Origin of the sequence: Amycolatopsis sp. (genome assembly GCF_036008905.1) — a bacterium.
Lineage (GTDB): Bacteria > Actinomycetota > Actinomycetes > Mycobacteriales > Pseudonocardiaceae > Amycolatopsis.
In genome coordinates, this window is the sequence record NZ_DASYMU010000020.1 from 19,474 (window position 1) to 34,742 (window position 15,269).

A 15,269-nucleotide genomic window follows, 5' to 3' on the forward strand; every position below is an offset into this window, starting at 1 on the left:
GTGGACCTCCGATGTGCGACCTGACCGTGAGCACGACACCACCGCGGCCCGCACCGACCCCGACTTGTTGACCCTGATCGCCGCGTGGGTCAGCGACGGGCAACTCAGCCTGGCCAACCTGGGATACGACGGCGAGCCCACCATCTTCACAATCCCCTTCAAGAAACCCAAAACGGAGAACTGACCGTCGGCCACGGACCTACAACGCCAACCACGGCGCCCTGCGTTGCCTGGGAGACGCGAACTCCCCTACCCAAACCACCTACAAGGCTGCACCGCTACTGCGACTGTCCTGGAACCTCAGCAACATCGTCGCACCCGCACTGGTCCTGCTACACCACTAATACCACCGGACTGCATGATCCACAACCACCAATCACGCAACGCGACAGTAAATACACGGAAAGGCTCAGTGACTTGGATGTTGATCGCGACGATAGGCGTTAACCCAACGGCTAACCAATGGTGAAGCGATCAAGAAGCTGCACCCTATCATGAGCAATAATGGGTCAACGAGTCCACTGACTGAGCCAATGATCCATGAAACAACAGGTATCAGCACAACAATCGAGATTCTGAGCGGTCGCTTCAAGACGCCACCCTTAAAAGCGCCCAGCCAGCTTAAGGTCATGCCATTCACCACTTAACGCCTCCAATGTCCCCACCGTCGCTTGACAAATGGCTTCATTTTACGCCATGTTGCGCGGGCTTGCCCAAATTTGCCAAGTCGAGACCACGTCCGACTGGTGAGCTTTGCTGCTGCACCAGCTCCCGCCCACACCCGTCCAAAACCTCCCGTTACACCGCCTACGGCCGTCGCCGTGATTAAACCTCTCCAAGTGGGTTTCGGAGTGGATACAGCGTACGCCGCTGCGCCAACCGCGATACCACAAATAATCGTCGCTCCACACATTCCCACTGCGATGGCGCCTACGACTACGACAGCGATCGACGCGATGGGGCGCCAGACGTTTGGGTTGGTGACAGCGCTTGCGGCCTTACTGAGCCAGGACCACCATTGGCCGTTGAGGTCGGTCTTGTTGATGGGGTCGGCGACGACGTAGTCGTAGTCGTTGGCGGAGCCGCCGTCGACGGGGTCGACGGAGAGGAACCGGCCCAGCAGCGGACTGTAGGGGCGTGCGCCCATCTGGACCAAGGCGAGCGAGCCGGCGTGTTCGTAGGGACGTTGGTGCTGCCCGAGCCAGCCGTAGTCCATGTTCCCGGGTTGATTGTCGGGAACATTGTCGGGATTGACTGTGCCGGTGGCGGTGAGGGGTTCACCGTAGGGGCTGTAGATGTGCAGGTCACCGACCTGCTTCCCGGTGTTGTCGCAGGTGAGGGCGAGGTCACCGCGGACGTTGGGCATGTCCCAGGTGGATGCGGCTTCCCCGCCGCCACCGTGGACGGTGTAGAGGACTCCGCCAGGCAGGCTGACCGTGCGGGTCAGCAGTCGTTTGTCGCCAGCCAAGGCAAGGTCGGAGCTGTCACCGCTCGCGGTGTAGGAATAGAGGACATCGGTGGTGGTGTCTCCTTGCGTAGCGCCACGGCGCGTGATGCGGTCGGTGACGTCGCGGACGTAGGCGATATCGGCCGGATCGGAGCCAGTGGTGCGGGCGGTGAGGTTGCGGTCCGCGGAGTCCCAGCCGAGGTAGGTAGTGGCATCCCCGATAACGAATTGCGTGGTACTGCCGTGAGTGTCGTACCCGATCCCGCTCAGCGCGGTGGCGCCGGTGGTCGCGAGGAGACGGTCGGCCGCGTCGTAGCAGTACCCGGTCTCCGCTGTGCCCGCGCTGGTTTGATCCAGCAAGCGGACTCTGTTGGTATTCAATCCCGCATTCGGCTGAGTGCCGATCGGGCACGCGGCGGGAGCGGTGGAGGTGAAGTCGTAGGTGTAGTGGTGCCCGACGACGTATGCCTCGGTCATCCTGCCCACGGTGTCGTAGATGTAGTTCGGACCATCGGGTCGCGCATCGACGCCGGCGAGCGATTCGTCGATGACGGTGCCCGCTCTCGTGCGGGTGACCTGAGAGACGGTGTTCTTGTTGTCACTGGTCTTCCAGGTCAGCGAGGTCGCGCGACCGGCGTTGTCCTTTCCGATCGCAGTCAGTGCGGAACCGTTGGCGTAGGTGACGCTGGCCGGCTCGCCTGCGTTGTCGTAGGTTGAGGTCGCCAGCACGACGTCGCCAAGTTTGGTGCTCAGCAGACGTCCTGCGTCGTCAGAGGTGAAAGTCGTGACCTGAGGCGGATCCGCGGGGTTGGGTGGCGTGACTGTTTCCTGGACGACCCTCCCGATGAGATCGTAAGTGCTGTCGGTGCGGGTGCCTTGTACATCGGTGTAGGACACTGTGCGACCGAGCAAGTCCGTCTGGGTGGTGATGATGCCGAAGGTGTCCGCCACCGAACTGGTCAGCGGGTCGCCGCCCACCGCGTAGTTAGTGGTCACCGTCCGCTCCCCGGTCGTCGAATTTGCCGGGGTCTTCACCGCGACAACCCGGTCGCGTGCATCATAGGTTGTGCAGATCCAGTCCCCGGACGTCGCTTTCGCGACCACCCGTCCGGATGCGTCATAGACCTGTTCGTCGACCCGCGCCGACCCCGTGGCCGGTGCCGCGGAAGTGGTCAGTCTGGGCATACCGCCCTGGTTCACCGCCGCACTGCCCGACACACACGGATTGGCCCGTGTCTCGGAATCCCCATAGTTCGAATAGGTAGTGGTCGCGCCGCTCGGCATGGTTTTCGAGACCTTGCGGAGGTAACCGGTCGCCGGAGTCTCGTACCCGGCCCTGGCTGTCAACTGGCCGGCACTGCTACCGGTGGTCGCGCTGGTCGCGAGGCCATAGGTGGCGTCAAGGCCGTTCTCCGAGTACTGGGCGCCGGCGACCTTGTCAGGGACACCGTCCGACTCCGACGTCGTCGTCGAGGTCTTCAGGCCGTAATGCGGGCGGAGTTGCGCGCCCGGTACCGGTTCTTGCACTCCGGCCGGGGTAGTCCAGTGCAGTTCGAGTTGTGCGGTGACGTCGAATTCGTAGTAGTCGATCCGGATTCGCTTGGCCTGCCCAGAGGCGTCGCTGTGCACCACGCCTTGGCGCCATGTCGGCGATGAGTTGCGCCAGTCATCGATGACGATCTTGTCGTCGACCCACACCCGGATGCCGTCATCGGCTAGCAGCCGCAGTGTGTAGTCACCGGACGCCGGGAAGACGATATCCCCGGTGGCACGCAACGAGAAATGATCCGCCGGGATACCGTCAGTGGGTGCGTCGCTGTTCCAGTTCTTCACCAGCGCCCCATCCACAGTCCCGATCCCGGTGGTGTAGACCTTCGGGGAACCCGTTACCTGGTCATTATCGTAATACGACACCGCCAGCCCGTTGACGCTCTCGTCGTATCCGGTGTGGGTGTGGGGAACGGTCCCGGCGCACACCGTGGTCGGTGCCTGACCAGTGAAGCAGGACGACGGTGCCGGGCCGTAGGAATCGACGGGCCGGTCCGCGTAGTCATAGACGGTGGTCGTCTTACGCCCGGCGGGATCGGTGCTTGACAGCGGTAAGTCCTTCGGGGACCACTCCTGCGTCGACGTCTTGCCTGTCGCGTCGGTCGTGGACAGTGTCCGGTCGGCTTCGTCGTAGGTGACCTTGCTGGCGAACCCGATCGCCGGACTCAGCCCCGCGGTGTCGGTGAACGTCTGCCGGTTGGCGGGGTCGTAGCGGTAGCTGGTCGCCGGGCGCGGCTGTCCTGGGGCGGGAGCAGGTTCGGTGACGCTGGTGGCCGCCGGTTTGGCGCTGGTGTCATAGGTGATGCCAGTGAGGACATCGGTGCGGTTAGTGCGGTTGGCAGGGTCCGCCGCGATCCAGTCGTTGACCAAGGGGGATCGCACCGCGACGAGAGGCCCGACGGTACTGGAGTAACCATAGTCGGTGACATCGCTGCCGGGGTCTTCGATCCGGGCGACGGTGTGACCCGAGTACCAGACGCGGGTCTCGGTGCCGTCCCAGTAGCTGATGCGACAGAGCATGTAGGTCGGCGGTAACCCGTCCGCACCTGGCGGTGGGGTCGCCCCGCCGTAGCAATCGTCGCCGGGGCGGTTGTAGTGCAGTACGTGTGCCCGGCCGCTGACCGGGTCCTTGATCTGTACCAGCCGCGACGGGGTCCCGTCGTAGATGTTCTGCAACGCGGCGGGTTTCCGCGAGTCCACAGTGGATGACTGACCCTCGAGCTTGCCCTCAGCGGTGAACGAGAAAACAGCACCACCCTCCTGCAACGTCACCTTCCCGACGGTGTCCAGCCCGAGCGTGCCGTCCTCATCAGCGGGTGGGGCGTAACCACCGGTGCTCTTCTTCGTCCACGTGTGCTTCGCACCCGTCGCATCAGTCAACACAATCGTCTGATCGGCGACCTTCGCCTCGGTATAACTGGTACCGCTCCCGTCGAGATCAGCCGACAACGTCCAGCCCTGCGACAACGTCGGCAAGTCCGAGGTGTACAGCCAGCCGGCGGGCACGATCTGCGACGGCACCGTCGTACCATCGGCGGTCCGCACGAACAGGCGCATCCTCGTCGGGCCAGTAGCCTCGGCGTTCTCCACCTTGATCGGGACGCGCTGCCCCGCGGTCAGAGTGACGCCCGTGGACTGGGTCCAGTTCACATCACTGACACCAGCAACGTCGTACACCTTCGCACCGTTGATCCACACCACCGCGCCGTCATCATGCACACCCGCGAACTGATACGTCCCCGCCACCGGAGCCTGGAAGAACCCCTCCCACCGAGTCACAAACCAATCGGCCGCGAGCGCCGGGGCGAACGGGGACTCAATGCCCCAATCCACATTCACCTGCGGCTCGGTCCGCACCAGCACCGGCTGCTGCGCATCACTGATCAACCCGTTATGCGACAAATCCGCGAAATACGACGCCGTCAAACCCTGCGACACGACCTGCTGCGAGTTGTACGTGAAACTGAGCCCGGCGTTCCCGCCGACCGTGGTGAAGCTGGGGGTGGACGCCGAGGTGGTCACGTTGCCGTTGGCGAGGTTGACCGTCACCGGCCCCGCATCATCGGTCGGGGACGGTCCGTGATCACCGATGCGCTGGTCGACCTTCAGGTGCCCGATCCAGGGCGGGGTCGTTGTGGTGGTGCCGCTGTAGGTCATCGCCTGCCACGTGTAGGCAACACCGTCCTGCAACACACCCGGCGGGACAGTCCAGGTCGGCGTGGTCAGGCAGCCGGAGTCGACGACCACACCGGACTTCGCGTCAGCGCCTGTCGCGACACGGAAGCAATACGTGACCGGATCGCCATCGGGATCGGTCACCGGGGCGACCGCCAGAGTCGGGGTCAGCGAGGTCGATACGGTGCCGTCGGCCGGAGCGGCGAGCGTCGCCGCGGGCGGCGCGGAGCCGGTGTCGACGACCAGGGTGGCGTTGAGGTTCTTATACGTCCACGTGCCCGGGTTCTCCGCGCCGAGCATCATGAAAAACACCGAACCATCCCCGGCGTTGACCCGCTCGCGGATGAACCCGGTCAAACCCTCGGCGGCGAAACTACCGACATCACCGACCAGCGCACTGGCCATGTAGCCGCCGACGCCGTTGAAATCGAACGCCGACGCGTGATACAGGTTCGCGTTCCACGTCTTCACCGACCCCACCACACTGGTGTTACGTGAGACATCCATCCGCGCGCCGACCACGGTCTTACCGAACAGCGGTGAATAGTCCATGTGGAAGACGCTGCGGTTATAGGTGTCGCCGTTGGACTGGCTGTTGCCGATCCGCAGGCCACACGCATCACACGGGTAACCGTCGGAGCGGTACGAGTGCGACTCGGTCACGCCGAAGGTGAACGTCGGGTCGACGAAGATCGGGTACACCCGCTCAGACGCACGCAGCCAAACCGGGTCGACAGAAACGGTCAGCCACCACTGCTCCCCGGCCTGCTCCAAACCGTAGCTGCCGCCGGTCAGCGCGGGCGCGGTCTCGCCGTGCCCGGCGGAATCCCAGGTCTCCACCGGCGGCAGCACGATCTTCGCCACACCCGCACCATCGACAAGGGTGACGCCGCCGGACGGCGTCAGGGTCGGGGTGAGGCCACCGGTGGTGAGCTTGAACCGCCACGACGAACGCCCATCGGCCGGTGACCGCTTCAGCGTGATCGTCTCCTTCACCGCACCCGGAGTCACTTCGTAGTCGAGGTCAGTGCCCGGCGCGATGTCCGGGTAGCTCACTGAGTCGCCGCTGACGGCAGCGGCGGCCGGGGCTGCCTGGTCGAACGCGAGACTCGCCGTGTGACCGCCCGATTCGACCTCGATGACCGCCGCGTCATTGGCCTTCGCCGCCAACGACGGGCTCAACGGATGATCCTCGACCCCCGCACGTTTCGTCGCGGTATCAGTGGCCAGGTCAGTCCGCACCGGCAGCCACGCCCCGGCGGCGTCCTGCACATTCAGCGGCTGGTTCGACTGCCGCACCGACTGCGTGCCATCCGGGTTCCGGTACTCCTCGACAAACATCGACCGGGAGATCAGCGTCGACCGCGCCGGGTCGAAATGACTACCAGCACCGCCATCCAACCGGGACTGAGCGGTGAAATCCCCCGCCGACGTCACCGCTCCGCCGGCGACCGGCGCCGCGGGCGGGGAGGACAGCACCGGGACGTCCCGCGGATCCACCCGGACCACGGCCTCCGCCGTTACGGGAGCGGCCACCGCCTCGACACCGCCGGCCGTCACCGCGGCGACCAGGACAACGGCGAGAGATCTGGTCCAGACCTTCACTCGGGCAGCGCGCGACAACCGCAGCACAACGAATCCCCCCTGCACGACCCCGCTCAGACCGAACGACATCGACCGACCACGACACTGGCGAGCACCCCGGCGCAAGCTATGGACGGGGCCCGACCCCATCAGTGGCATCATCGCTGCAACGGCAGCACGACGTTACGTGTTAGGTCTCTCACAATCTGCGACACACCTCACAGCGACCACACATTGCCTTCACGTCGCGAAAGTCGGACGATCACCGACCCTCCCCGCTCATGACGGGTCAGATGCGATGAGTCACGTCGAAGGCGCCCAGGCCTACTGTGCGCTTGAGCTCATCACAGATTGGACCACCCCGGGGTCGTTGGAGACCTCCTCACCCGTGGTCTCATGCTGCCGCAGGAACCGCGCGAGCCCGCCTTGCCAGAAGGCTTCCTCGAACTCCATCGGTGAAACATCACCGCGCCAGAAGTGCAACCCTTCATGATTGAGACTTATTCACCACGAATGAGGTAATGCCTTTCGGCATATTGCCGACGGTCTCAAACTCACGGAAACGAAGCGCAGCGCCATTTGCCGTGAACGTATCCGGCTGACTACCAGATTGAAGTAACCAGTAGCCACAGCAGGCGCTCTGGCGTGCCGCTATGGGCGCCGCGCACGCCAGGTTCGACGCCTCCCGACAGAGCGCTCCCACCGCCCACAAACCGTCCACATAGGACTTGCCCGGGCTCCGTCCGGGCTCCGTTGCCGAAACATTGCCCGACACAACACAACACCAGACGACACTCAAAAAATTGGTACTCTCGTTTTGACGTGCAATAACGGGCACTACCCGTCATTGGGCGACACTGGACGACGCCCAAAAAATCCTGTTAATCCGTAGGTTGTGGGTTCGAGTCCCACACGACCCACCACCCAACACCCCCGCTGACCAGTGGGGGTGTTGTTCGTTGGCGATCTTTCTCGAGCGCCATGTTGATCTTGCGGGCTCCGCGAGGGTTCCCTGAGTGCTCCGATCTACGGAAACCCGACAATCACCAGACAACGTCATGGCCCCGTTCGAGGCCATCGGCGGATAGTACGGTTGCGTTTCTCCCGAGCTCGGGCTACCTTGATAGTACGAAACCGTTTCGTACTATCTGGAGGTCCTGATGTCGGCCGATGCTGCCGGTTCGACGGTCCGCCGTCCCCGGATGACCCAAGCCCGACGGCTGGAACTGCTGAATGTCGTGCTGGATGTGCTCAGCGAGGCCGGCTATGAGGCCCTGTCGATGGATGTGGTCGCGTCCCGGGCGCGCTGCAGCAAGGCCACGCTCTACCGGCTCTGGCCGGGCAAGCCGCAACTTGTGGCCGCCGCGCTCTACGACACGCGGCCGATCAGGGTCGAGGAGATAGACACCGGCACGCTCCGCGGCGATCTGTTGACCATGGTCGGCGTGTTTGGTTCCTATGAGGACAGAGCCACGGCACTGTTCGCCGCACTGGGGCACGCCGTGCTCGTCGACGAAGAGCTCGCCGTCGCGGTGCGTACGTCGATGCTGGACCCGTGGTGTGCTGAGCTGATCGAGGTCGTCGACCGGGCGGTCGAACGCCGCGAGCTGCCTGTCCGGCCTGCCGCCGCGGACCTCCTGCCGCAGCTGCTGCTCAGTGCGGTGGTGACCCGTCGGATGTTCGAGGGCAGCCGCGCCGATACCGACTACCTCACCAGATGCGTCGACGACGTGCTCCTGCCCGCGCTGCTGCATTCCTGATCGCGCGCCCTCAGCAACTCCCTTCTTTCTGGAGGTTCATGCCATGAGTCACGACCTGCCCGAACCACAGTCAGCCGAGGCCCGCACCGATTCTCCGGTGGAAAAGCGCCTCACCCCATTGCGATCCGCCCAGGGCACGGCGGAGCAACGTGAACTGCTCACCGCGATCGGGGGTGACGGCGCGCCCAATCTGTTCAGCACGGTCGCGCGGCATCCGGCGCTGTACCGAACCTGGTTCCCCTTTTGCATGCAGCTGCTGATGCATTCGGTGTTCCCGCCCCGGGAGCGGGAGCTGCTGATCATCAGGACGGCGTCGTTGTGCGCGAGTGCCTACGAGCTCGAACACCACCTCAAGCTCGGCGCCGAAGTCGGCCTGTCCGACCGCGATCTCGCCGCGCTCACCGGCGACGCCTCGCCGGCCTGGACACCGCGTGAACAGCTGCTGGTCACCGCGGCCGACGAACTGCACACCGACCACACCATCACCGATGCCACCTGGCACGCGCTGGCCGAACTGCTGACCACCGAACAGCTCGTCGAACTGCCCATGTTGGTGGGGCACTACGCCCTGCTCGCCGGGACGCTCCGATCGCTCGCGGTGCCCCTCGACAGTGCCCGGCCAGAACCGAAAGCCGCCCGCTAAACCATCAACCGAAGGAGGGCGTCATCGTGCGCCTCGGAGTGCTAGCCAACCGACTGGTCCTTGTCGACGGCGACACCGCTGTCGACCTCGAACAGGCCAGCAACGGCCGTTTCCCCGCCGACCCGGCACGACTGTTCGACACCTGGGACACCCTGGCCGAATGGGCGGCCACGGCCCGGCCCGACGGGCAGCGGCTGCCCCTGGACCAGCTGCAGAACCCCATCCCGGCACCGCGCCAGGTCTTCGGCATCGGCGCCAACTACCGCGACCACCTCGCGGAGGCGTCCGGCCGCGCCGTCGCGGACATCGGGGAGTTCCTGCCGAAGGACCCGTTGATCTTCACGAAGTTCCGGAGCAGCCTCGCCGGTCCCACCGACGCCATCCCGCTGCCCAGCCGCAACGTCGACTGGGAGGTCGAACTCGTCGTCGTGATGGGCCGTCACGCCGAGCGAGTGTCCGAAAAGGACGCCTGGCGCCACGTCGCAGGTCTCACCGTGGGGCAGGACATCTCCGAACGCGTCCTGCAGATGGCGGGGCCTGCCCCGCAGTTCTCGATGGGGAAGTCCTTCCCCGCATTCGGCCCGATGGGTCCGGTCCTGGTCACCCCCGACGCCTTCGAGGATCCCGACGATCTGGAGATCGGCTGCACCCTCAACGGACGGGTCATGCAGAAGGGCCGCACCTCCGACCTGATCTTCTCGGTCGCCGAGCTGATCTCGTACATCTCCACGGTGTGCCCGCTGCTGCCCGGCGACGTGATCTTCACCGGTACCCCGGCGGGCGTCGGCGCCTTCCGCAAACCGCCCGTCTTCCTCAAGCCCGGCGACACCCTCGTCAGCTGGGTCAAGGGCATCGGCGAGCTGCACAACCCCGTGACCGCAGGCCACGACTACACCGACGACGACAACCAGACTGGAGACAAGTCATGACGACCACCGCACCGCAGCAGTTCGACGTCGGCGGAGTGCTCCTGCCGCGTCCCTTCAAGATCCGGCGCTTCGGCCACTTCGGCTTCAACATGGACCGGCTCGACGACGCGATCACCTTCTACACCGACGTGCTCGGGTTCCGCGTCACCGACGAGATGAGCCTGTTCGACCAGTTGCCCCCGGAGGCGCCACCGGAATTGCGCACCGCCATAACAGATGTCGTCACCGATCCGCGGATGATCTTCACCAGCAACTCCTCCGACCACCACGCGCTGCTGCTGGCGCACCGCACCTTCGGCACCCTCATCGGCAACGACCGGATCGCGAAGGACAACACCCTCAGCCAGATCACCTGGCAGGTCGGCAGTCTGCAGGAGGTCATCGACGGCGAGGCATTCCTGCGCGAGCAGGGCGTGCAGATCGTCCGCGTCGGACGGGACATGCCCGGTGGCAACTGGCACGTGTACTTCCTCGACCCGGACGACAACACCGTCGAGCTGTACTACGGCATGGAACAGATCGGCTGGCAGCGGAAGTCCCGGCCGAAGGCGATGCACTACCGGGCCTTCATGGAGGCGCCGTCCCTCCCGCAGATGTCGGAAGCCGCCGAACTGCAGGACGCCCTGGACCGCGACATCGACCTCGGCTCCGGCTGGACCCCGGCCGAGACGCACCTCAAGGAGACGCACGACGTCGGCGGCATCCTGCTCCCGCGGCCGTTCAAGGTCACCCGCCTCGGCCCGGTCTCGATGTTCACCGAGCGGATGGACGAGATGCTCACGTTCTACACCGAGCTCCTCGGCTTCCAGATCGTGGAGGAGACCGAGTATTCGGGCAAGCGCGTCGTGTACCTGCGCAGCGGCGTCGAGCACCACAGCTTCGTGCTCGCGGACAAGGCGCTGCGCAGCCAACTCGGACTCAGCGAGCACACCTCCTGCCTGAGCATGGGCATGGAAGTGGGCAGCTACAGCCAGCTGCGGGCCGCGGTGGCGCACCTGGTGGACAACGGGCACACCCTCGTCGACAACATCCCCCCGGAACTCCACCTCGGAATCGACTACGCGGCCCACCTGCGCGACCCCGACGGCCACCTGGTCTGCCTCTACTACTACATGGAACAAGTCGGGTGGGACGGCAAACCCCGGCCGCAGAGCCAGCGCCGAACCGTGACCGACCCCTGGCCCGACACCCTCACCCCGCTTTCGGACACCTACGCCGACCAGACCTTCATGGGCCCGGTGGGCTGAGGCGATGAACGACAACAAGATCGAACGACACGACTGCGACGTGGTGATCGCCGGAGCCGGGCCGGTCGGGCAGGTGCTGGCGCTGCTACTCGCCCAGCAGGGGCTGCATGTGTCCATTGTGGAACGCTGGGCGCAGCCCTATCCGCTGCCGCGTGCGGTGGCGATCGCCCACGACGTCCTGCGCGTCCTGCGGCAGCTCGACCTCGGCGAGGAACTTTCCGTCCTGCTGGAGCCCTGGGGGCGCGAAGGACAGACCTTCAGCTTCGCGGACTCCTCGGGAGAGCCGCTGGCCGAGTCGGGTTATCCGCTGGAGTCCGACTCTGGATTCGCCATGATGTCCGGCTTTTCGCAGCCGGATCTGGAACAGCTGCTCGAGGGGCGGGTGCAGGCCGAGCCGCTGATCAAGCAGTATCGGGGGTTCTCGCTGGAGGAACTGTCCGCCGATGAAACCGGTGTCAGCGTCACGATCCTGCCGCACACCGGCGCCGGTCTTGTCCACAATGGACGTCCGCATACCGTGCGGGCGGCCTACGCCGTCGGCTGCGACGGCGCCAACAGCACCGTCCGATCCGTGCTGGGGCTGGAGATGACCGACCTCGGCTTCGACCGTGACTGGCTGGTGGTCGACGTCCTCCCGCACGTTCCGCTGACCTGGCTGCCCTACGCCTGCCAGATGCTGGGGCCGGCCCGGCCGACCACCCTCGTGCCGGCCGGCCCCGGGCGGCGGCGCTGGGAATTCATGATCATGCCCACCGACGACCAGGACGACATCGACACCGACGAGAACGCCTGGCGACTGCTCAAAACCTGGGAAATCCACCCCGGCAACGCCGACCTGGTCCGGCACGCGCGGTACACCTTCCGCGGCCGCTGGGCCAACCAGTGGCGCAGCGGCCGGGTGGTCTTGGCCGGTGACGCCGCCCACCAGATGCCACCCTTTCTGGGACAGGGCTTCAACTCCGGCATCCGTGACGCGGCCAATCTCGCCTGGCGACTGGCCTTGCTGGTCAACGGAAAGGGCAAAGAATCCCTCCTCGACGACTACGTCACGGAACGCCGTACGCAGGTCGCGCAGATCGTCGAAGCGACCGTCGCCATCGGCGGGCTGATCTGCATGATCGACCCGGTGCGGACCGCTCAGCGCGACGCCCAGCTCAGGGGCGCCGGCGCCCAGGGGACACAACAGGTGCTGACGGACTGGACCTTGAGCGGTGGCACCCTCAAAGATGACGGGGCCGGCGGCAAACTGGGACTGCAGGCCACGGTCAACACGCCGACGCGACCCGCGCTGCTCGACGACGTCATCCCGCCACCGGGCTTCGTCCTGCTCGGGCGCGACGGCGACCCGACCGAGCTGCTCTCCCCGGTCCAGCGTGCGACCTGGTGGCAACTCGGTGGCCGCAGTGCCCACTTCGGACCCGGCGGCCTGACCGACGCCGAAGGCAAGTACGCGCAATGGTTCGACCGCCTGAACACCTCAGTTGTCCTGATCCGCCCCGACTTCCAGGTATTCGGCGGTGTCCTCCACCCGAGCGCCACCGGCGACCTGATTGACCACCTGGCCGTGCACGTCCTGGCCTAGGCCGGGTCGTAAACCGTCCACATAGGACTTTCCGGGCTCCGTCCGGACTCCGTTGCCGAAACCTCAATGTCCTCGCTGATCAGCGAGGACATTGTTCGTTGCCGATCTGGCGAAGCTGAGTCGCATCAACGCGGCCACCTCGCCGCGGCGCAGGCTCCTCCTTGTCCTGCTAGTCTGAAATCAGAATAGTCTGAAACACTCACTAGATGGTTGGTAGAACAGGTGCCGGAAGCTGATCCATCGAGGGGCTGGCTGCGCGGGACGTTGGAGCTGACGGTGGCGGCCGTGCTCGCCGACGCCGATCTGCACGGGTATGCCCTGGTGCAGCGGCTCGCCGAACTCGGGCTCGGCACGGTGCGCGGCGGTGCGCTCTACCCGGTCCTCGGCCGGATGGAGGCCGCCGGTCTCGTGGAGGCCGAGTGGGTCGCGGGACAAGGCGGCCCGGGGCGCAAGACCTACCGGCTGACTCCCGAGGGCCGCGAACGACTGGACGAAGAGATCGAGCACTGGCGGGACTTCTCCGCCGCGGTGGACCGGCTCGTCGAATCAGTACGAAGGGCCAAGGCATGACGACCACCTCTGTTTCCTGGAGTGACCGGGCACGACTGGAACTCGCTTTGCTCGGCGTGGACGCGGCTCTCATCGGCGTGGTACTGACCGAGGTGGAGCAGCACTGCGCCGACAGTGGCGAGTCGCCGGAGGAGGCTTTCGGCACGCCCGCGGACTTCGCCGCCGAGATCGTCGCGGAACGGGTACCGCCGGCGGACCGCGCGAAGCGTGACCGAGGCGGCACGACGGTCTTCGAAGCGTGGTCCTCGGTGATCGCCCAGTTCGCGCTGACCACCGTCTTGGTAGGCGTCTTGGTGTGGATCAAGGAGGGACTGATCATCCCGCTCACGGTCGCCGGGCTCGTCGGCGTGCCCATCGCCTACGCGGCGAGGCTCAGCATGTTGTACGCGAGCACCATCGCGCGGCGGATCGGCAAGCCCAGGACCGTGGTACCCGCGTGGATCGCCACGGGTGTCCTGGTCTTGCTGGCGGCGTACGCGTTGGTCGAGCTCTCGCATGAGACGGTCGGCTCCATGCCGGCGCCGCTGTTCCTCGTGGCGGGTGGACTGCTGGCGTGGTGGGGCTATCGCCGAGAGTCCGCCAGCGATCTCACCAAGGCGACAGAGAGCGCCGAAGAGTGGCTCGACGAGCTGCGAGGACTACTCGAAGGCCGACACGACGTGTCACGCGCGCGGGCCGACGACCTGGTGAAGGAGGCCGCGCAGCACCTGGCCACCAGCGAGCGCACGCCGCAGGAGGAGTTCGGGCCGGTCGACGAGTACGCGATGACGGTGGCCGAGCACCAACCCGCCGCGCCCCTGTGGTGGCAGCGCGAGATCACCCGCTACTGGTGTTCTTCGGGGTGGCCGTCGCCAGCCTCTCCCCCGCCGTGCTCGGTGACCACCGACCCACGTGGTACTGGGTCACCGTGGCGTTTGTGATTGTCCTTTCGAGTGCGCTACTGGTGCGCGCACTGCGCGGAAAGTGACGCTGCCAGGCTCAGCGCAGCGGTGCCCGCTGGTCGTTCGCCAGCCCACTTCCACGGGTCTGTCACCGGCGGCGGGGCTTGCCGCGTTTACCGGCTTTGGGCGCGCCGGAACCACGCCTGCCGGCTGACTTGGCGGGCGCGGGCTTCCGACCACCCGCGTCGGGACGCTTGGGCTTCTTCGGTGTCTGCGCCTCGGGTGCCGGTCCGCGACCGCGGGTGCTGTTGACGGTCCGCCCACGGACGATCCCGATGAACTCCTCCATCAGATCGGTCGTCTCGTCCTCCAGCCACGACAGCGCGACGCGCGACTCCGGGGCGTCCGTGAGCGGCCGGAACGTGAGGTCCTTGCGATGGTGCAGCCGGGCGAGCGACTGCGGGACGACGAGCAGGCCCACGCCCGCCGCCACCAGCTCGATGGCGTCCGCGGTGGTGGCCGGGCGCTCGATCGCCGGTTGGCCGGGCAGCTTCTCCCAGTCGAGGGTGTCGTCGAGGGGATGGAGCACGACGTCGTCAGCCAGGTCGTCGATGGACACCTCTTCCGCCGCGGCCACGAGATGGTCCTTCGGGACGACGACGACGGTCACCTCGGTATAGAGAGGTATCGCGTGCAGGCCGTCCCGGTCGATCGGCAGCCGCAGGAGAGCCGCGTCGGTGCCACGGCCACGGACCAGGGCGGCGGCTTCGGGGGCAGGCACCTGGATGAGGGTCAGCGGGACCTCGGGCAGCCGCTCGTTCCAAGTCCGCACCCATTTGCCGGGCGTCACCCCCGGGACGTACGCGAGCGCGAATGATTGAGGTACGTCCGGGCCGGTCACGA

The 15,269-nt window shown here is 65.9% G+C and carries 10 protein-coding genes; 8 read left to right on the forward strand and 2 right to left on the reverse strand.

What is annotated here, in order from left to right:
* Positions 1-13 precede the first annotated feature (13 nt).
* Positions 14-184, forward strand: a complete 171-nt coding sequence (locus VGP60_RS03625; protein WP_327546388.1) for a hypothetical protein — start codon at positions 14-16, stop codon at positions 182-184.
* 459 nt (positions 185-643) lie between these two features.
* On the opposite strand, the gene VGP60_RS03630 is transcribed toward VGP60_RS03625, so the two are convergent.
* On the reverse strand, positions 644-6,844 hold the full coding sequence (locus tag VGP60_RS03630) for a PA14 domain-containing protein (protein WP_327546389.1): 6,201 nt from the start codon (positions 6,842-6,844) through the stop codon (positions 644-646).
* A 1,070-nt stretch (positions 6,845-7,914) separates the two neighbouring features.
* On the opposite strand from VGP60_RS03630, the gene VGP60_RS03635 reads away from it, so the two are divergent.
* The 7 genes from VGP60_RS03635 to VGP60_RS03665 all read left to right on the forward strand — a co-directional run bounded on the left by VGP60_RS03635 (position 7,915) and on the right by VGP60_RS03665 (position 14,405).
* Positions 7,915-8,514, forward strand: coding sequence for a TetR/AcrR family transcriptional regulator (locus VGP60_RS03635; protein ID WP_327546390.1), 600 nt, complete (start codon positions 7,915-7,917; stop codon positions 8,512-8,514).
* A 43-nt stretch (positions 8,515-8,557) separates the two neighbouring features.
* Positions 8,558-9,157 (forward strand): carboxymuconolactone decarboxylase family protein, encoded by a 600-nt coding sequence (locus tag VGP60_RS03640; protein ID WP_327546391.1) that lies wholly within the window; start codon positions 8,558-8,560, stop codon positions 9,155-9,157.
* Positions 9,158-9,183: 26 nt separating this feature from the next.
* Positions 9,184-10,086: a fumarylacetoacetate hydrolase family protein gene (locus tag VGP60_RS03645; protein WP_327546392.1), complete on the forward strand. Its 903-nt coding sequence runs from the start codon at positions 9,184-9,186 to the stop codon at positions 10,084-10,086.
* Positions 10,083-11,333 carry a VOC family protein gene (locus VGP60_RS03650; protein ID WP_327546393.1) on the forward strand — a complete coding sequence of 417 codons (1,251 nt, stop codon included), beginning with the start codon at positions 10,083-10,085 and terminating at the stop codon, positions 11,331-11,333. Before VGP60_RS03645 ends, VGP60_RS03650 begins: the two co-directional genes overlap by 4 nt.
* Positions 11,334-11,337: 4 nt before the next feature.
* Positions 11,338-12,915, forward strand: a complete 1,578-nt coding sequence (locus VGP60_RS03655) for a bifunctional 3-(3-hydroxy-phenyl)propionate/3-hydroxycinnamic acid hydroxylase (RefSeq protein ID WP_327546394.1) — start codon at positions 11,338-11,340, stop codon at positions 12,913-12,915.
* 222 nt (positions 12,916-13,137) lie between these two features.
* On the forward strand, positions 13,138-13,485 hold the full coding sequence (locus tag VGP60_RS03660) for a PadR family transcriptional regulator (RefSeq protein ID WP_327546395.1): 348 nt from the start codon (positions 13,138-13,140) through the stop codon (positions 13,483-13,485).
* Entirely contained in the window at positions 13,482-14,405 is a 924-nt protein-coding gene (locus tag VGP60_RS03665; RefSeq protein ID WP_327546396.1) for a hypothetical protein, read from the forward strand. The genes VGP60_RS03660 and VGP60_RS03665 overlap by 4 nt, the downstream gene beginning before the upstream one ends.
* A 109-nt stretch (positions 14,406-14,514) precedes the next feature.
* On the opposite strand, the gene VGP60_RS03670 is transcribed toward VGP60_RS03665, so the two are convergent.
* Positions 14,515-15,267 carry a LysR family substrate-binding domain-containing protein gene (locus VGP60_RS03670; RefSeq protein WP_327546397.1) on the reverse strand — a complete coding sequence of 251 codons (753 nt, stop codon included), beginning with the start codon at positions 15,265-15,267 and terminating at the stop codon, positions 14,515-14,517.
* Positions 15,268-15,269 lie beyond the last annotated feature (2 nt).